The organism is Micromonospora sp. NBC_00858 (genome assembly GCF_045207365.1).
Taxonomy (GTDB): Bacteria; Actinomycetota; Actinomycetes; order Mycobacteriales; family Micromonosporaceae; genus Micromonospora.
Genome location: NZ_CP108828.1, coordinates 2,784,334 through 2,800,441, shown reverse-complemented (window position 1 = coordinate 2,800,441; position 16,108 = coordinate 2,784,334). Strand labels below are relative to the sequence as shown.

The window sequence follows — 16,108 nt, the reverse complement described above, 5'->3', positions numbered from 1 at the left end:
CTGCTCGGCGGGCGCGGGTGGCGGGCGGCTCAGGCCGGGTCGTTCAGCCTGCGTTCGATGGTGACCGTCGTCCCCTCGCCGGTGGAGACCAGCCGCACGTCGCCGTAGGCGTTCATCAGCAGCGCGCCCCGTCCCCGGTCCATCGCCGGCCGGCGATCCCGCCAGGTGCCGAAGTCGCGCACCGAGATCCGGACCAGGCCGGCGCCCACCTCGACCCCGACCCGCACCTCCGGCCGACTGGGCCGCTGCGCGTGCTCGACGGCGTTGTTCACCGCCTCGGAGGCGGCGACCAGCAGATCCTCCAGCACGTCCGGGTCGACGTCCAGATCGGCCAGCGCCAGCCGGACGTCGCGGCGCATCGCCGCGGCCGAGGTGGCCGTGGAGGGGTACGTCCATCTGACGTCCACGGCATCGCCGTCCGGCCCGTCCCGGTGGACCGGAGCCATCCCCAGGGAGGCGTCGCCGAGCGGTTCCATGGCGGCGCTCCGGGCGTGGGTGTCGGCCGGGTCGCCCGCCAGCCCGACGCCCAGCTGAGTTGGCGCGGGTTCGGCCGGCTCGAGGGCCGCCGGAGCCGACACGACGGCGGTGGATCGCGTCGGCGTCGGTGTGGTGTCGACTGCCGGCGGGGTGTCGTCGGCGTCCGCCCGGCCGGCGTCGGTTGGTGCTGCCGTGCGAGCGCGGGCGCCGCGGATGGCGGCCCGGATCCGGGCGATCAGCTCGGCCGCGGCGAAGGGCTTCACCAGGTAGTCGTCGGCGCCCAGGTTCAGGCCTGCCACGCTGGCCTCCCCGCCGGCCCGCGCGGAGAGCACCAGCACCGGCAGCGCCCGGGTCGTCGGGTCCGCGCGGAGCCGGCGGACCAGGTCGAAGCCGTCCAGTACCGGCATCATCGCGTCGGTCAGGACCAGGTCCGGCGGCTCGCGGTGGATCGCGTCGAGGGCTTGCCGGCCGTCGGTGACGGCCCGGACCCGCCAGCCCTGGCCGGTGAGCAGCCGGCTCAGGTACGCCCGCATGTCGCTGTTGTCGTCGGCGACCAGGATCCGCGCACCGGTCAGCTCGTCCCCGGCCGGCCTGGGCGCCGGAGCGGGCTCCGCATCGCTGCCCGCCGGGTCGGCCAGCCAGGTCATCGCCTCGTGGACGGCGGCTCGGGCCGCGTCGCCCCGACCGTCGGGCGCTGGTCCGGGAACTGCCGTGCGGCGTGCCGCCGACCAGGGCAGCGCAACGGTGAAGGTGCTGCCGAAGCCCACCCGGCTGGTCACCCGGACCTCGCCACCCTCCAGTCGGGCCAGCTCGTGCACCAGGGCCAGGCCGATGCCGGTGCCCTCGTGGCTGCGCGAGAGGGTGCCCCGCACCCGGTGGAAGCGCTCGAAGAGCCTCGGCAGCTCCGGCTCGGCGATGCCGATGCCGGTGTCCGTGACGCTGAGCCGCACCTCCTCGTCGTCGTCGGCCTCCAGGCTCACCCGGATGCGACCGATGAACGTGTACTTCAGGGCGTTGGACATCAGGTTGGTGACGATGCGTTCCCAGTTGACCGGGTCCACCGTGACCGGTTGGCGCAGCGGCGGGCAGTCGACCTCCAGGGTCAGACCGGCCCGTTCGACAGCGGCCCGGAAGACGCCGGCCAGCTCGGCGGTGAGGGCGGCGAGATCGATGACCCGGGCGTCGCTGCCGGCCCGCCCGGCCTCCAGGGCCGAGAAGGTGAGCAGGCTGTTGACCAGGGTCAACAGTCGGGTGGCGTTACGCCAGGCGGTCTCCACCCGCTCCCGCTGCACCGGTGCCAGTGGCGCGGCGCCGTCGGCGAGCGCGTCGGCCAGCGGACCGAGCATGAGGGTCAGCGGGGTCCGGAACTCGTGACTGACGTTGGTGAAGAAGTCGGTCTTCACCCGGTCCAGCTCGGCCAGCGTCTCGGCGCGGCGCCGCTCCTCCTCGTACGCCCGCGCGTTGCGCAGCGCCACCGAGACCTGCTGGGCCAGCAGTTGGTAGAAGGAGCGGTACGCCTCATCCAACCGGCGGCTGGGGCTGACGCCGACCAGGAGGACGCCGAGCGGCTGGGCCTCGTCGGCCGAGGGCAGCGGGAGCGCCAGCGCGGTGCGGACCGGGTCGTCCCACGGGCCGGCCGGCAGCGCCAGCCGGTCGGCGACGGCGGTCACCTCGGTGGAGCGGCCCGCGGCTGCGGCCGGCAGCCCCCAGGCGTGGGTGGTCGGGGCCGGGTCGGTCAGCTCGACGGCGGCCGGTAGGGCGCCCGCCACGGCGGCGTGGCCCGGGCCGCCGCCGGCGCAGGCGGTCCGCCGTAGCACCGCGCCGTCGCGCAGGTAGATCGCGGCGAACGGCACGTCCAGCGGGTGGCCGTCGATCGCGTCGATCAGCCGGGCGCAGGTGGCGTCCACGTCGACGGTGCGCCCGTCGCCGCGTACGGACAGGTCGCGCAGCAGTCGCAGTCGCCGTTCGCCGACCACCTGCTCGGTGACCTCGCTACAGACGGTCAGCACGCCGGCCGTGCGGCCCTCATCGTCGCGGGCCGGGGCGTGCGAGACGCTGAAGTACGCCTCCTCGCGGTAGCCGGAGCGATCCAGCAGCAGCTGCAGGGCGGGGACCCAGCTTGCCACCCCGGTCGCCATGGCCTGCTGGATCAGCGGAGCGAGCACGTCCCAGCCCTCGGCCAGGGTCACCCGTACGTCGTCGCCGAGGGCGGCCGGATGCTTGTCGCCGATCAGCGCGGAGTACGCGTCGTTGTAGAGCTGGGAGAAGCGGTCACCCCAGAGCAGCAGCATCGGGTAGCGGGAGGAGAGCACCAACCGCACCGCGGCCCGCAGGCTCTGCGGCCAGCCGGTCACCGGGCCGAGTGGGGTGCGGGACCAGTCCAGCTCCGCCATCAATCGGCCGGCTTCGCTGCCGCCGCCGAACAGGTCCGTGGTGGGTTGTGTCACGCTCGACCAGGTCCCATCGCCAGCCCCCGTTCCGGGCCCGACGACCCCTGCTGCTGTTATCCACCCATCCTGGCACCTCGCCTCACCTGTGCCGACGCCGGCACCCCGCCGTACCGACCGCCGGGCCGGCGTGCGCTCAGCGTACGGAGCGGTGGCGGTCAAACGGGATGTTCCGGTCCCGCGGTGTCATCCGACGGCCCGCTGGGCAGTGCGCCGGATGTCGCCGAACCGGTGGGGGTTCCGGACGAACGACCGATGCCGAAGACATCGATATCTGTAAGTGTCTCCGTTATCTCTCCAACCCCCGAGGAGCCCCCATGAGAGGCAGAACGCTGAGCGCGGGAATCGCGCTCGCCGTGTTCACCGGGATGGCGGTGACGCTGGCCGCCCAGCCGGCGACCGCGTCACCCATCGCCGGTACGGCAGCGGCCCGGCCGATCGCCGCGCCCACCGCCGTCCTGGCGGCGCCGGACATCTCCATCACCAACGTCCAGGCGCACCTGACCCAGTTCGGCTCCATCGCCAGCAGTAACGGCGGCAACCGGCGGGCCGGCTCGGCCGGCTACACCGCCTCGGTCAACTACGTGAAGACCAGACTCCAGGCAGCCGGCTACACCGTCAGCGAGCAGTACTGCTCCAGCTGCACGTACCCCTCGAACAACCTGATCGCGGAGTGGCCCGGCGGCCCGGCTGACCAGGTGGTCATGTTCGGCGCCCACCTGGACGGCGTCTCGGCCGGCCCGGGCATCAACGACAACGCCACCGGCTCGGCCAGCCTGCTGGAGAACGCGCTGGTCCTGGCCGCGCAGAACCCGACCATGACGAAGAAGGTCCGGTTCGCCTGGTGGACCGACGAGGAGCAGGGGCTCAACGGCTCCCGGTTCTACGTCAACTCGCTCAACACCACCCAGCGGGGCTACATCAAGGGCTACTACAACTTCGACATGGTCGGCTCGACCAACGGTGGCTACTTCATCAACCGGGTCACCTCCACCACGGCGGCGCCGCTGAAGGCGTACTGGGACTCGCTGGGGCTGCAACCGGAGGAGAACGTCGAGGGTCAGGGCCGCTCCGACGACTACTACTTCCAGCAGGCCGGCATCCCCACCTCGGGCTACGCCGCGGGCGCCAGCGCCCGCAAGACCAGCGCCCAGGCGGCCAAGTGGGGCGGCACCGCCAACTCCGCCTACGACCCGTGCTACCACCGGGCCTGCGACACCACCGCCAACGTCAGCGCCACCGTGCTGAACCGGTCCGCGGACGGCGTCGCGTACGCGCTGTGGCAGCTCGCCGTGGGCGGGGGCACCCCGACCAACGACTTCTCCGTCGCGGTCAACCCCACCACGCGCACCGTGGCCCGGGGCGCCAGCACCACCGCCACGGTGGTCACCGCCACCACCGCTGGCTCCGCGCAGTCGGTCAGCCTCTCGGCCTCCGGCGCGCCCAGCGGGGTGAGCGTCTCCTTCAGCCCGTCCTCGGTGACCTCCGGCGGCTCGGCCACGATGACCCTGACCGCCTCGGCCAGCGCGGCGACCGGCACCTTCACCATCACGGTCACCGGCACCGGCTCGGTCACCCGCAGCGCCAGCCTCGCGCTGACGGTGACCGGCACCGGTGGCTGCGCCGGCGGCCAGGTGATCGGCAACGGCGGCTTCGAGAGCGGCACCACGCCGTGGACCGCGTCCTCCGGCGTGATCACCAACTCGAGCAGCCAGCCGGCCCGGACCGGGTCGTACAAGGCGTGGCTCAACGGGTACGGCAGTACCCGTACCGAAACCCTGTCCCAGTCGGTGACCGTCCCGGCCGGCTGTGCCAGCTACACGCTGTCGTTCTGGCTGCACATCGACACCGCCGAGACCACCGGCTCCACGGCGTACGACAGGCTCACCGTGCGGGTGGGCTCGACCACGCTGGCGACGTACTCGAACCTCAACGCCGCCACCGGGTACATCCAGCGCACGTTCAACGTGGCCGCGTACGCCGGGCAGACGGTGACGCTGACGTTCACCGGCACCGAGGACTCCTCGTTGCAGACCAGCTTCGTGATCGACGACGTGACGTTGCAGGCGAGCTGACGCTCCGCGTACCCGAAGACGGGCCGCCGCCGGGAAGCCGGCGGCGGCCCGATCACGGCCGTGGTGTCGTACTCAGGGGAGCTGCGGGTAGAGCGCGGCCACCCCGCCAGCGAGCCCGGCCTGCACCTGCCGGCTGGTCTCGTCGGTCACGATCTCGTACGCGTCGGCCTCGATGCCGTCCACCCCGATCCGCGCGATCAGCGCCGGGTCGGACTTCGGGGCGGTGACCGCGGCGGCCATGTCGGTGTCCATGTAGCCGACGTGCAGGCCGGCGACCCGAACCCCCCGCTCGGCGAGCTGGACGCGCAGCGCGTTGGTCATCGACCACTCGGCCGACTTCGCGGCGCTGTACGCCCCGACGCTCGGGAAGCTCACCCAGGACAGTGCGGAGAGCACGTTGAGGATCGTGCCGCCGCCGTTGCCCGCGATGATCGGGGCGAACGCCCGGACCATCGACAGGTTGCCGAAGTAGTGGGTCTCCAGCTCCAGTCGGACGAGGTCCAGGTCGCCTTCCAGCAGGTCCGTTCCGGTCTCGATGCCGGCGTTGTTGATCAGCAGGTTCACGTCTCCGGCCAGCGCGGCGGCGGCGGCCACCGAGGCGCGGTCGGTGATGTCCAGCCGGACCGGCGTTACGCCGGGCAGGTCGACGCTGTCCGGGTTGCGGGCGCCGGCGTAGACGGTCGCGCCGCGGGAGAGGAGCTCGGCGGCCAGGTGCCGGCCGAAGCCGCGGTTGGCGCCGGTGACGAGGGCGGTGCTTCCAGCGATCTTCATGGGACTGCTCCAGGGGTCGCGCCCCGCTGTGCTGGCGGAACGGTGGGTGGTCAGGCTCGGCCGCCTTGTGGTCGACCCGACGGTATCTAGCTGACTTCGGTTAAGCAAAGTCAGCTATGTCACGGGCCGGCGCGGCCCGGATCGGGAATACGACCCGGACGCGGGCACGGCCCCGCCGGTGACGGCTCGTATCCTTTCCGCGAACCTCCGCATGAGCCGAAAAGGGGAGACGGTGTGAGCAACCAGGCCGAGACGTTGGAGTTCCAGGCCGAGGCGCGTCAGCTCCTCCAACTGGTGGTCCACTCGATCTATTCGAACAAGGACGTCTTCCTGCGGGAACTCATCTCGAACGCGTCCGACGCGCTGGACAAGCTGCGGCTGACGACGATGGTCGACAAGGACCTCACCGCCGACACCGACGACCTGCACGTGGCCATCGAGGTCGACCGGGACGCCCGCACCCTGACGGTGCGCGACAACGGCATCGGGATGACCCGCGACGAGGTGGTCGGGCTGATCGGCACGATCGCCAAGTCCGGCACCGCCGAGCTGCTGCGCCAGCTGCGCGAGTCCGCCGACGCCCGCGCCTCGCAGGACCTGATCGGCCAGTTCGGCGTCGGCTTCTACGCCGCGTTCATGGTCGCCGACAGGGTCACCCTGCTGACCCGCAAGGCCGGCGAGACCGGCGGCACCCGGTGGGAGTCCGCCGGCGAGGGCACGTACTCGATCGAGACGGTCGACGAGGCGCCGCAGGGCACCACGGTGACGCTGCACCTCAAGCCGGCCGACACCGAGGACAACCTGCACGACTACACCGCCGAGTGGACCATCCGGGAGATCGTGAAGCGGTACTCCGACTTCATCGCCTGGCCGATCCGGATGAGCGTCGAGCGGCCCGGCGCCGACGGCGCGGACGCCACCAGCGAGGTGCAGACCCTCAACTCGATGAAGGCGCTCTGGGCGCGGTCCCGCGACGAGGTCGACGCTGCCGAGTACCACGAGTTCTACAAGCACGTCAGCCACGACTGGGCCGACCCGCTCGAGGTCGTGCACATGAAGGGCGAGGGCACCTTCGAGTACGAGGCGCTGCTGTTCCTGCCCAGCCACGCCCCGCTGGACCTGTTCGCCCCGCAGGGTCGCCGCGGCGTCCAGCTCTACGTCAAGCGCGTGTTCATCATGGACGACTGCGAGGCGCTGGTCCCCACCTACCTGCGCTTCGTCAAGGGTGTGGTCGACGCGCACGACCTGTCGCTGAACATCTCCCGGGAGATCCTCCAGCAGGACCGGCAGATCCAGATCGTCCGCCGCCGGCTGGTCCGCAAGGTCCTCGCCACCGTCCGGGACCTCAAGGTCAACCACCCCGAGCGCTACCGCACCTTCTGGACCGAGTTCGGCGCGGTGGTCAAGGAAGGGCTGATCGACGACACCGACAACCGCGACACCCTGCTGGAGATCCTGTCGCTGGCCTCCACCCACGACCCGGCCGAGCCCACCGACCTGGCCGGCTACGTCGCACGGATGAAGGACGGCCAGAACGACATCTGGTACGCCACCGGCGACTCCCGGGCCACCATCGAGAACTCCCCGCACCTGGAGGCGTTCCGGGCCAAGGGCCACGAGGTGCTGCTGCTCACCGACCAGGTCGACGAGGTGTGGGTCGAGCGGGTCGGCGAGTACGACGGCCGCCCGCTGCGCTCGATCGCCAAGGGCGAGGTCGACCTGGACACCGACGAGGAGAAGCAGCAGGCCGAGGCCGAGCGTGAGCAGCAGCGACAGGAGTTCGCCGCACTGCTCGACTGGCTGGGCACCACGCTGGCCGAGAGCGTCCGGGAGGTCCGCCTGTCGTCCCGGCTGACCACCTCACCGGCCTGCGTCGTCGGCGACGCGCACGATCTCACCCCGACCCTGGAGAAGATGTACCGGGCCATGGGACACGAGATCCCGTCCACGAAGCGGATCTTGGAGATCAATCCCGGTCACGCACTGGTCGCGGGGCTGCGCAAGGCGCACGAGCAGGGCGGCGACTCCGCTGCTCTCACCGAGACCGCCGAGTTGCTGTACGGCCTGGCGGTGCTCGCCGAGGGCGGCGAGCTGGCCGACCCGGCCCGGTTCACCCGGGCGCTCGCCGACCGGCTGGCCCGCACCCTCTGACCGGTTGACCCGTCCGGCCGGCGGGCCGCCCGATCAACGGGCTCCGCCGGCCGGGCCGCACGGTGACCCGCTACCCGCGCTCCCAGCGGGCGAACACTCCCGCGCTCCGCCACATCGCCTGAGACAACGACCTGGTCGGAAACGGTCCATGATGGTCACTGCACAGTCTCCGGTCGCCCGCAACCGCTGCGTGGACCGCCCCGCGTGCCCCGGTGAAGAAGTTCACAGGGGGTGGGCGATCGTCACCGACGGTGCCTAACGTCGGTCAGGTTCGTCGATGCGGACACCGCCACCGGTACGCCAAATCCTGCCGCCGGTCGGCCGGCCAGTCATCCAGGCAGGAGCGGGGGACCCAGGTTCCTCGGTGCACGTCACCTCGGGGTGAAGCCGCCACCGCGCGGCCGGGCTCCTCGGCCCGAACCCGACAGCTCACCTCGTCGGCGTGGAGGAAGCTCACATGACATCTGAATACACGCCCCGTCACCGACGGGTCACCACCCGCCGCGTCGCCGTCGGCACGCTGGCCGTCGGCGCGGTCACCGGGGCCGTCGCCCTCTTCGGGCCGGCAGCCCCGGCCCAGGCCGCGGTCAACTGGGACGCGATCGCCCAGTGCGAGTCCAGCGGCAACTGGCACATCAACACCGGCAACGGCTACTACGGCGGGTTGCAGTTCTCGCAGAGCACCTGGGCCGGTTACGGCGGCAAGAAGTACGCCGCCCGCGCCGACCTGGCCAGCCGTGGTGAGCAGATCGCCGTCGCCGAGAAGGTGCTCGACGGGCAGGGCATCGGTGCGTGGCCGACCTGCGGCAAGAAGGGCGGCTCGTCGGGCGGCTCCGCCACGAAGTCGACCGGGAAGTCGTCGACGAAGTCCACCGGGAAGTCGTCGACGAAGACCACCAAGCCGCAGGAGCGGTCGTCGCGTGGCGAGCAGCCGGCGACCCGCAACCACCAGCGCACCGCGCCGACGACGGGCGGCGAGACGTACCTGGTCAAGCCGGGCGACACGCTGTCGGAGATCGCCCAGACCCACCGGGTGGCGGGCGGCTGGCAGGCCCTGTACGAGGGCAACCGGCAGCTGATCGGCGCCGACCCGGGTCTGATCTTCCCGGGTCAGCGGCTCAGCCTCTGACGCACGAGCCCGCGGGCGCTCGACCGGAGTCCGGTTGAGCGCCCGCAGGCGTGTGTCGAGGAGGGGCGCCCCGGCAGGTGGTGGTCAGGCGGCCGAGGCGGCCGCCCCTGGACGCGAGCCGGCCGACCAGGCGCGGCGCGGGGCCGGAGCGTCCGTCGCCGACCAGTCAGCGTCTGCGGTGCCGTCCTCGCCCCGCTCGGCAGAGGCTGTGGCCGGTGCGTCTGTCGCACCACGGGACAGCTGGAGCGACTGTTCAGCGTTCCTGCGAGCGGCGCACGGCCACGGCTGGCCGGCGCAGAGCAGGTTGCCGCAGGCGCCGTCCTCGTCCGGCTCGTGTGCGCTGAGCACGTCGACCGCGAGCTGCCAGAGCAGCGGGTCGGTCACGTCGCCGGGACGCTGCTCGTGGCGGCTCGGACGGTTGCTGGTGTCGTCGGGCATGGTGGTCCCCCCTGTCAGGCTGTTCCTCTCAAGAGTCACCCCATCAGCCGGCCGCTAAACCGCCGACCTGCTGCGATGTGTCTCTGATCGCAGGCCGACCGCCCTTCGGTCAGTCCGGCAGCAGGGGCATCTCGACGCCCGGCTCCCGGCCGAGCAGCACCGCTCGGGTCAGCGCCGTCGACCCGAACCGGTCGCGGACAGCGTCCACCGCGGCGTCCAACTCCGCCCCCGGGTCGCGGTGGAACGGCAGCTCGGGCTGGACCGGGTTGTCGTCCAGGTTGCCCACCGAGACGCCGATCAGTGTGACGCCCCGCCGGTCGATCTCGGGCAGTGCGGCTCGCAGCAGCGCCCGTGCGGCGGCGAGCAGCGGGGTGGTGTCCGCCGTCGCCTTGCCTACGGTGTGCGAACGGGTGGCCCGCGTGTAGTCGCCGAAGCGCAGCCGCAGCACCACCGTGCGCCCGGACCGTCCGGCCGCCCGCATTCGCCGGGTGACCCGGTCGACCAGGCCGGCCAGGATGGCGTCCAGCTCTGCCGGCGGGTGCGGCGTACGGCTCAGCGCGTGCTGCGCGCCCATCGAGCCGCGCCGGCGGCCGACCTGGACCGCCCGGGGGTCGTGGTTGTGCGCCAGGGCGTGCAGGTGTCGACCGGCACCGGCGCCGAGCAGTGACACCAGCGCCGCCTCGCCGAGCCGGGCCACCTCCCCGACGGTACGGATCCGTCGTTCCCGCAGCTTCGCGGCGGTGATCGGGCCGACACCCCAGAGCCGTTCCACCGGCAGCGGGTGCAGGAACGCCAGCTCGGCGTCGGGCGCGACGACCAGCAGCCCGTCCGGCTTCGCCACCCCGCTGGCCACCTTCGCCAGGAACTTCGTCCGGGCCACGCCCACCGTGATCGGCAGGTGGATCCGCTCGCGGACCTCCCGGCGCAGCCGCTCGGCGATGTCGGCCGGCGGCCCGGCCAGCCGGCGCAGGCCGCCGACGTCCAGGAACGCCTCGTCGATGGAGAGCCCCTCGACAAGCGGGGTGGTCTCTCGGAAGATCTCGAACACCGCCCGGCTGGCCGCCGTGTACGCCGACATCCGGGGCGGCACCACGATCGCGTCCGGGCACAGCCGGCGCGCCTGCTGGCCGCCCATCGCGCTGCGTACGCCTCGCGCCTTCGCCTCGTAGCTGGCGGCGAGCACCACGCCGCCACCGACGATCACCGGCCGCCCCCGCAGGCGCGGGTCGTCGCGCTGCTCGACCGACGCGTAGAAGGCGTCCAGATCGGCGTGCAGGATGCTGGCCCCGGACGACACGTACATATGTTCGCATGGCGCGGATGATCACCACAGTGAGCTGGGCGAACGCGACGGCGCGGCCAGGCGGTGTCGCGGTGCCCTAACGCTCCGGCGTCGCGTCGGGTGGCAACGTGTAGTGGTGCATCGACACCGCACTGCCGTCCGGGGCGGTCCACGATGCCGTGCTGGTGCCGGTGCGCCGCCACCCGGTGCGCTCGTAGAGGGCGGCGGCCGCCGCGTCGCCGTCGGCCACCTCGAGCACCAGGTCCGTCCCGCGCTCGCCCGCCCACTGCCGGGTCCGGGCCAGCAGTGCGCTGCCGAGCGCCATGCCACGGGCGGCCGGCAGCACGAAGAGGCGAGCCACCTCGGCCGTCGGCCGAGCGAGCGGCACGTCCGCCCGGTCGGGCATCCGCTGCACCGCCACGTGCCCGACGACGGTCCCGCCGTCGTCGATGGCGACCCAGGCGCGCGCCGGGCGAGGCTCGCGCAGCCAGCGGTGCGGGTCGGCGGGCCAGTTCAGCGGGTACCGGTCGGCCTGGTGAACCAGAGCCAGCGCCGCGACGCATCCGTCGAGGTCGGTGGCGCGCCGCCGCCGGATGAGCGGACGGCTCACAGGTCGTCGAACGGGGCGGCGTAGCGGAACTCGCCGCGGATCGACTCCCGCCAGGCGCTCAGCGGGCGGGCCTGGAAGTACTGCGGCCCCCACGGCTGCGGCGGGGTGACGCCCAACTCGACGGCGGGCCGGAACCCGAACCGGGGGTAGTAGTCGGGGTGCCCGAGCAGCACCACCAGCGGCTCGTCCCGGGCGTCGGCCGCACCGAGCACCGCGTGCATCAGCGCCGTGCCGACCCCACGCCGCTGCCAGCCGGGGAGCACACCGAGCGGCCCCAGGCCGAGCGCCACCGGCTGACCGGCCACCCGGCCGCGGGTGGCCACCACGTGCCCCACCACCTGTCCGTCGGGGTCGGTCGCCACCAGGGAGTACGCGGGCAGCCAGCCCTCGTCGGCGCGGAGCGCGTCGACCAGCGTCGCCTCGACCGGTACGCCACCGCCGGCGTCCGGCGCGGCGAAGGCGGCGGCGTGCACCGCGCGGATGGCCTCGACATCGGCGGGCGTCTCACGTCTGATCAGCACCGCGCCACGATACGGTGCCCCCGGGCGCCGGTTCCACGCGTTATCGGCGGGCGCCGGTCAACCGACGGCGGTGGGGGAGGGCGGGGCGCTACCGCCCTGCGGCGCCTCCGGGGTCATCAGCCGGACGATCTCCGCCCGGTCGGCCGGCGAGGGCAGCCCCCACTGCGGCCGGTAGCCGTACACCTTGTGCAGGGGGGTGGAGCCGGTGCGGCCGTCCAGGATCTCCACCGCGTCGGTGTCGATCAGGCCGGGGTGCTCCACGCCGCACGCCTCGGCCACCTTGGTCAGGTCCCGGCGCAGCGTCCGCAGGTAGTTGGCCGCCCGAACCGACTTGAGCGTGGGATCCAGGCCCCGGCTCAGCCACGCGTTCTGCGTCGCCACCCCGGTGGGGCAGGTGTCGGTGTGGCACTTCTGCGCCTGGATGCAGCCGATCGACAGCATCGCCTCCCGGCCCACGTTGACCAGGTCGCAGCCGAGCGCGAACGCGACGATGGCGTTGTCCGGCAGGCCGAGCTTGCCGCTGCCGACGAAGACCACCTGTTCGTGCAGGTCGTGCTCGGCGAAGACCTTGTAGACCCGGGAGAAGCCCTGCTGGAACGGGAGCGACACCGAGTCGGTGAAGATCAGGGGCGCGGCGCCGGTGCCGCCCTCGCCGCCGTCGATCGTCACGAAGTCGACGCCCCGGCCGGTGTCCCGCATCAGGGTCGCCAGGTCCTGCCAGAAGCCCAGGTCGCCGACCGCCGACTTGATGCCGACCGGCAGGCCGGTCTCGGCGGCCAGCAGCTCCACCCAGTCGAGAAGGCTGTCGCAGTCGGAGAACTCGGCGTGCCGGGACGGGCTGACGCAGTCCTGCCCGGCCGGGATGCCCCGGGTGGCGGCGATCTCGGCGGACACCTTCGCCCCGGGCAGCAGCCCGCCGAGGCTGGGCTTGGCGCCCTGACTCAGTTTGATCTCCAGCGCCCGCACCGGCGCGCTTGCGACCAGGTCCTTCAGCCGGTCCAGGCTGAACCGGCCGTGCTTGTCCCGGCAGCCGAAGTACGCCGTGCCGAGCTGGAAGACCAGCTCACCGCCGTTGCGGTGGTACGGCGACAGGCCACCCTCGCCGGTGTTCTGCAGGCACCCGGCGAGCGCCGCGCCCCGGTTGAGTGCCGTGACGGCGTTGCCGGAGAGCGAGCCGAAGCTCATCCCGGAGATGTTGACCACCGACTCCGGTCGGAACGCGCGGGCCCGTCCCCGGGCCGCGCCGAGCACCTTGGCGCAGGGCAGCCGCACGTCGTGCCCGGCGGTCGGTGTCGACGGCGGCACGGCCCGGCCGAAGGTGCGGTGTTTGATGATCGGGTAGCCGGGGGTGTACTCGATGTCGTTGTCCGTGCCGAAGCCGAAGTAGTTGTTCTGCTGCTTCGCCGACGCGTACACCCAGCGGCGTTGGTCCCGGGTGAACGGCCGTTCCTCGTTGTTGCCGGCCACGATGTACTGCCGAAGCTCCGGCCCGATCGCTTCCAGCAGGTACCGGGCGCGCCCGAGCACCGGAAAATTGCGCAGCAGCGCGTGGTCGCGCTGGATCAGGTCCCGCGCGGCGAGCGCGGCGACAGCGGCGGCGACGGCAGGTACGGCTCGGCGGGCCCATCTCATGCCCCGCACTCTTTCCGCCCGGGTCGTCGGCCAAACCGATCCACCGGCGAGGCCGCGCAGGTCAGGCCTGCGGCTGGACGATGTTGACCATCCAATCGATGCCGTACGGGTCGACACACTGGCCGTACTCGTCGCCCCACATCTGCTTCTCCATCGGCACGAGCACCGACCCGTTCGCGGAGAGTTGGTCCCAGTAGCCGCGCAGCTCGTCGGCGTTGTCACCGCTGAGGCTGATCGCGATGTTCCTGCCGGGCACGTGGTTCATCCCGGGCGCCGTGTCCGAGGCCATCAGCGTGAAGCCGCTGGGGGACTCCAACCGCGCGTGCATGATCTGGTCGGACAGGCCCGGCTCGGCGCTGCCGAACTCGCCGAAGGTGTTGATCGTCAGCTCGCCGCCGAACACGCGGTGGTAGAACTCCATCGCGCCGCGGGCGGTGCCGGGAAAGTTGAGGTACGGGTTGAGTCGCGTCTGCACAGCACCCTCCTTGGTCCTGGTCGGCGTCATCGTCGCAGACCGGTGGGGGGTGGACAACGAGGCGCGCCCACGTTTGCGCTGGTGTCGGTCCTGGTGGCGGCGTGGACCGCGTCCACGCCGCCACCAGGCCGAGGATCAGCGGTGCCGGAACGACTGCCGTACCGTCCCGCCAACGACGGTGCACCAGGTGCTCGTGCTGAGCTTGCCGTTGCGAGGCAGCCCGTGCAGCGCCTGCAGGTCCTTCACCGCCGCTCGGGTGGCGTGGTCGTACGCCCCGGTGACGGTGACGGCGAACCCCTTGGTGGCGAGGATTTCCTGCACCGCGGTGACCGGCAGGCCGGTGGCGTGCTGGTTCAACTCGGGCACCAGGGTTTCCCAGGTCGGCGTGGTGAGGGTGGCGTCCACGTCCACCGGGATCCCGTTACGGGCCTGCCAGTCCTGCACAGCCGTCACGGTGGCGGCGTCGAACGTGCCGCTGACCGTCACCGGGTAGCCGCGGAACGCGAGCAGGTACTGCACCACCCGGACCGACGGGGAGTTGACGAAGCGCCACAGGTCCGGCCAGCGGCGCGCCGGCACGTCGCCCAGGTCGGTGCCGAGGGCGGCGAACACCCGCTGGCGCAGTGTGGGGAACTGCCGGTAGAAGGCCGCGCCCGGGCACTGCGTGGTACGGAAGTCCCAGTGGCCGAAGATGTCGTGCGCGTGCAGCCCGTACTGCCGGCAGATGGAGACGCAGAGCTTCACCAGCGAGTCGGTCAGCGCCGTCGGCGGGGTCTCCGTGACGTAGGTGCCCTCGTTCTCGATCCCGATGGCCCGCCCGTTCTCGCCCGGGCAGTGCGCCGAGATCATCTGCCGGTCGCCGACCTCCAGCCGCTCCAGGCTGCCCCGACGGCCCTCCAGCACGTAGCCGCCCCGGCTCACAGTGAAGTGCTGGCCGGTGTCCGACCAGCCGTTGCCGTCCATGTGCAGGTCCTGGCAGTCGTGGGCCAGCTTGACCGCCTGCTCACGGGAGTAGTCGGTGACGTTCGGGAAGGCCATGTGATGCACGATGATCTTGTTGGTGGCGATGGCGCTGACCGCCAGCGGATCCTTCGGCGGGCGGGCGTCCCACTCGTCGCAGCTGATGATCCAGTCCAGGTCGGTGCCGGGGGCGGCCTGCGCCGCGCCCGGGAGGGCGAGCTGACTCCCGACAACAGCAACTGTGGCGGCGCCGAGACCGGCCCGCAGTAGCGTCCGGCGATCCACTTCGGAATGGTCGACGTGCATGACATCTCCTCCTGCGGCCGACGGCGGGGGATGAAAAGTAACTCCAGTGGCCGCACGTGCTCCGGAGGATATTGCCAAATCTCACCAGGGCGCTAGACCTTGCCGAACCGGAGTCGACGGCGGGATAACCGGTCGGCCGGGAGATCAAAGTTCGGCTAATCTGGCCGCGCTGACTCGGGGGTGGAAGATGAAGCTTGGTGAGGCGTTGGCAGATCGCGCCGATGCGGTACGACGGGTGGAACAGCTGCGAACCCGGATCACCGGCAGCGCCCGGTACCAGGAGGGTGAGCTGCCGTCCGAGGATGCCGGGGCGCTCCTGATCGAGCTGGACGAGGTACTCGACGGGCTGGAGACCCTGATCCGGCGGATCAACCGGACCAACGCCACGGTCTCCGTCGGCGACCTCGGCACGCTCACCGACGCGTTGGCGCGGCGGGACGTCCTGCGCCTGCGGCACGCCGCGATCACGAGCTCCGCCGACGCCGCCGCCGGCGGTGGGCGTGGCCAGTACGCCCGGCAGTTGCGCTCAGAGTTGAAGATGCTCGCCGCGCTGCCGGTCGCGGAGCTGCGGGGTCGCGCCGACCAACTGGCCCGGGAACTGCGCGAACTCGAGGTGCAGATCCAGCGTACGAACTGGGAGGCGGACCTGCTGGACTGACCGGCGGAGACGATGTGGAGCAGGTAGCCGTCGTGGAGGTGTGTACACACAGGGCCGGCTGCAAACCGGCACCCTCTCCTGGCGCGCGAAGGGCAGCGCGGGGTTCAACTCCCTGATCACGACGCAGCCCAGCACCAAGGACAGGTGACAGTGCAGCACGCACGACACATCACCAC

The 16,108-nt window shown here is 72.0% G+C and carries 13 protein-coding genes and 1 riboswitch; of the genes, 4 read left to right on the top strand and 9 right to left on the bottom strand.

Going from position 1 to position 16,108, the window contains the following annotated elements; genetic code table 11:
- Positions 1 to 29: 29 nt before the first annotated feature.
- Positions 30 to 2,924 carry an ATP-binding protein gene (locus tag OG990_RS13215; protein ID WP_406080677.1) on the bottom strand — a complete coding sequence of 965 codons (2,895 nt, stop codon included), beginning with the start codon at positions 2,922 to 2,924 and terminating at the stop codon, positions 30 to 32.
- Between the two features lie 317 nt (positions 2,925 to 3,241).
- Here OG990_RS13215 and OG990_RS13210 point away from each other — a divergent pair, with 317 nt between their 5' ends.
- The gene (locus OG990_RS13210) at positions 3,242 to 4,999 is read left to right on the top strand and encodes a M28 family peptidase (protein ID WP_406080676.1); all 1,758 of its coding nucleotides are present in this window, start codon (positions 3,242 to 3,244) and stop codon (positions 4,997 to 4,999) included.
- Positions 5,000 to 5,071: 72 nt separating this feature from the next.
- On the opposite strand, the gene OG990_RS13205 is transcribed toward OG990_RS13210, so the two are convergent.
- A complete protein-coding gene (locus OG990_RS13205) occupies positions 5,072 to 5,770 on the bottom strand; it encodes an SDR family oxidoreductase (RefSeq protein WP_406080675.1) in 699 nt (232 codons plus the stop codon).
- A gap of 234 nt (positions 5,771 to 6,004) precedes the next feature.
- On the opposite strand from OG990_RS13205, the gene htpG reads away from it, so the two are divergent.
- Positions 6,005 to 7,921 (top strand): molecular chaperone HtpG, encoded by a 1,917-nt coding sequence (gene htpG / locus OG990_RS13200; protein ID WP_406080673.1) that lies wholly within the window; start codon positions 6,005 to 6,007, stop codon positions 7,919 to 7,921.
- Between the two features lie 288 nt (positions 7,922 to 8,209).
- Positions 8,210 to 8,379: riboswitch (cyclic di-AMP (ydaO/yuaA leader) on the top strand.
- A complete protein-coding gene (locus OG990_RS13195) occupies positions 8,379 to 9,050 on the top strand; it encodes a transglycosylase family protein (RefSeq protein ID WP_406080671.1) in 672 nt (223 codons plus the stop codon). Its footprint overlaps the riboswitch before it by 1 nt.
- Before the next feature lie 84 nt (positions 9,051 to 9,134).
- On the opposite strand, the gene OG990_RS13190 is transcribed toward OG990_RS13195, so the two are convergent.
- From OG990_RS13190 to OG990_RS13160, 7 genes are all read right to left on the bottom strand, one after another.
- Positions 9,135 to 9,488, bottom strand: a complete 354-nt coding sequence (locus OG990_RS13190) for a hypothetical protein (protein ID WP_406080669.1) — start codon at positions 9,486 to 9,488, stop codon at positions 9,135 to 9,137.
- 109 nt (positions 9,489 to 9,597) lie between these two features.
- Positions 9,598 to 10,785 carry a DNA polymerase IV gene (gene dinB, locus OG990_RS13185; RefSeq protein WP_406080667.1) on the bottom strand — a complete coding sequence of 396 codons (1,188 nt, stop codon included), beginning with the start codon at positions 10,783 to 10,785 and terminating at the stop codon, positions 9,598 to 9,600.
- Between the two features lie 82 nt (positions 10,786 to 10,867).
- The gene (locus tag OG990_RS13180) at positions 10,868 to 11,380 is read right to left on the bottom strand and encodes a GNAT family N-acetyltransferase (protein ID WP_406080665.1); all 513 of its coding nucleotides are present in this window, start codon (positions 11,378 to 11,380) and stop codon (positions 10,868 to 10,870) included.
- Positions 11,377 to 11,901 (bottom strand): N-acetyltransferase, encoded by a 525-nt coding sequence (locus OG990_RS13175; protein ID WP_328417318.1) that lies wholly within the window; start codon positions 11,899 to 11,901, stop codon positions 11,377 to 11,379. Before OG990_RS13175 ends, OG990_RS13180 begins: the two co-directional genes overlap by 4 nt.
- 57 nt (positions 11,902 to 11,958) lie before the next feature.
- Positions 11,959 to 13,533, bottom strand: coding sequence for an FMN-binding glutamate synthase family protein (locus OG990_RS13170; RefSeq protein WP_406080663.1), 1,575 nt, complete (start codon positions 13,531 to 13,533; stop codon positions 11,959 to 11,961).
- 61 nt (positions 13,534 to 13,594) lie between these two features.
- Positions 13,595 to 14,008: a VOC family protein gene (locus tag OG990_RS13165; RefSeq protein WP_328417314.1), complete on the bottom strand. Its 414-nt coding sequence runs from the start codon at positions 14,006 to 14,008 to the stop codon at positions 13,595 to 13,597.
- A gap of 135 nt (positions 14,009 to 14,143) precedes the next feature.
- Positions 14,144 to 15,274 (bottom strand): peptidoglycan-binding protein, encoded by a 1,131-nt coding sequence (locus OG990_RS13160; RefSeq protein WP_406080661.1) that lies wholly within the window; start codon positions 15,272 to 15,274, stop codon positions 14,144 to 14,146.
- 187 nt (positions 15,275 to 15,461) lie between these two features.
- Here OG990_RS13160 and OG990_RS13155 point away from each other — a divergent pair, with 187 nt between their 5' ends.
- A complete protein-coding gene (locus tag OG990_RS13155; RefSeq protein WP_406080660.1) occupies positions 15,462 to 15,932 on the top strand; it encodes a DIP1984 family protein in 471 nt (156 codons plus the stop codon).
- Positions 15,933 to 16,108 lie beyond the last annotated feature (176 nt).

Excerpts from the sequence above, each read along its gene's own strand:
- OG990_RS13210 (WP_406080676.1), top strand. The coding sequence starts at position 3,242 with ATGAGAGGCAGAACGCTGAGCGCGGGAATCGCGCTCGCCGTGTTCACC.
- OG990_RS13205 (WP_406080675.1), bottom strand. The coding sequence starts at position 5,770 with ATGAAGATCGCTGGAAGCACCGCCCTCGTCACCGGCGCCAACCGCGGC.
- OG990_RS13190 (WP_406080669.1), bottom strand. The coding sequence starts at position 9,488 with ATGCCCGACGACACCAGCAACCGTCCGAGCCGCCACGAGCAGCGTCCC.
- OG990_RS13155 (WP_406080660.1), top strand. The coding sequence starts at position 15,462 with ATGAAGCTTGGTGAGGCGTTGGCAGATCGCGCCGATGCGGTACGACGG.
- OG990_RS13160 (WP_406080661.1), bottom strand. The coding sequence starts at position 15,274 with ATGCACGTCGACCATTCCGAAGTGGATCGCCGGACGCTACTGCGGGCC.
- OG990_RS13170 (WP_406080663.1), bottom strand. The coding sequence starts at position 13,533 with ATGAGATGGGCCCGCCGAGCCGTACCTGCCGTCGCCGCCGCTGTCGCC.
- OG990_RS13195 (WP_406080671.1), top strand. The coding sequence starts at position 8,379 with ATGACATCTGAATACACGCCCCGTCACCGACGGGTCACCACCCGCCGC.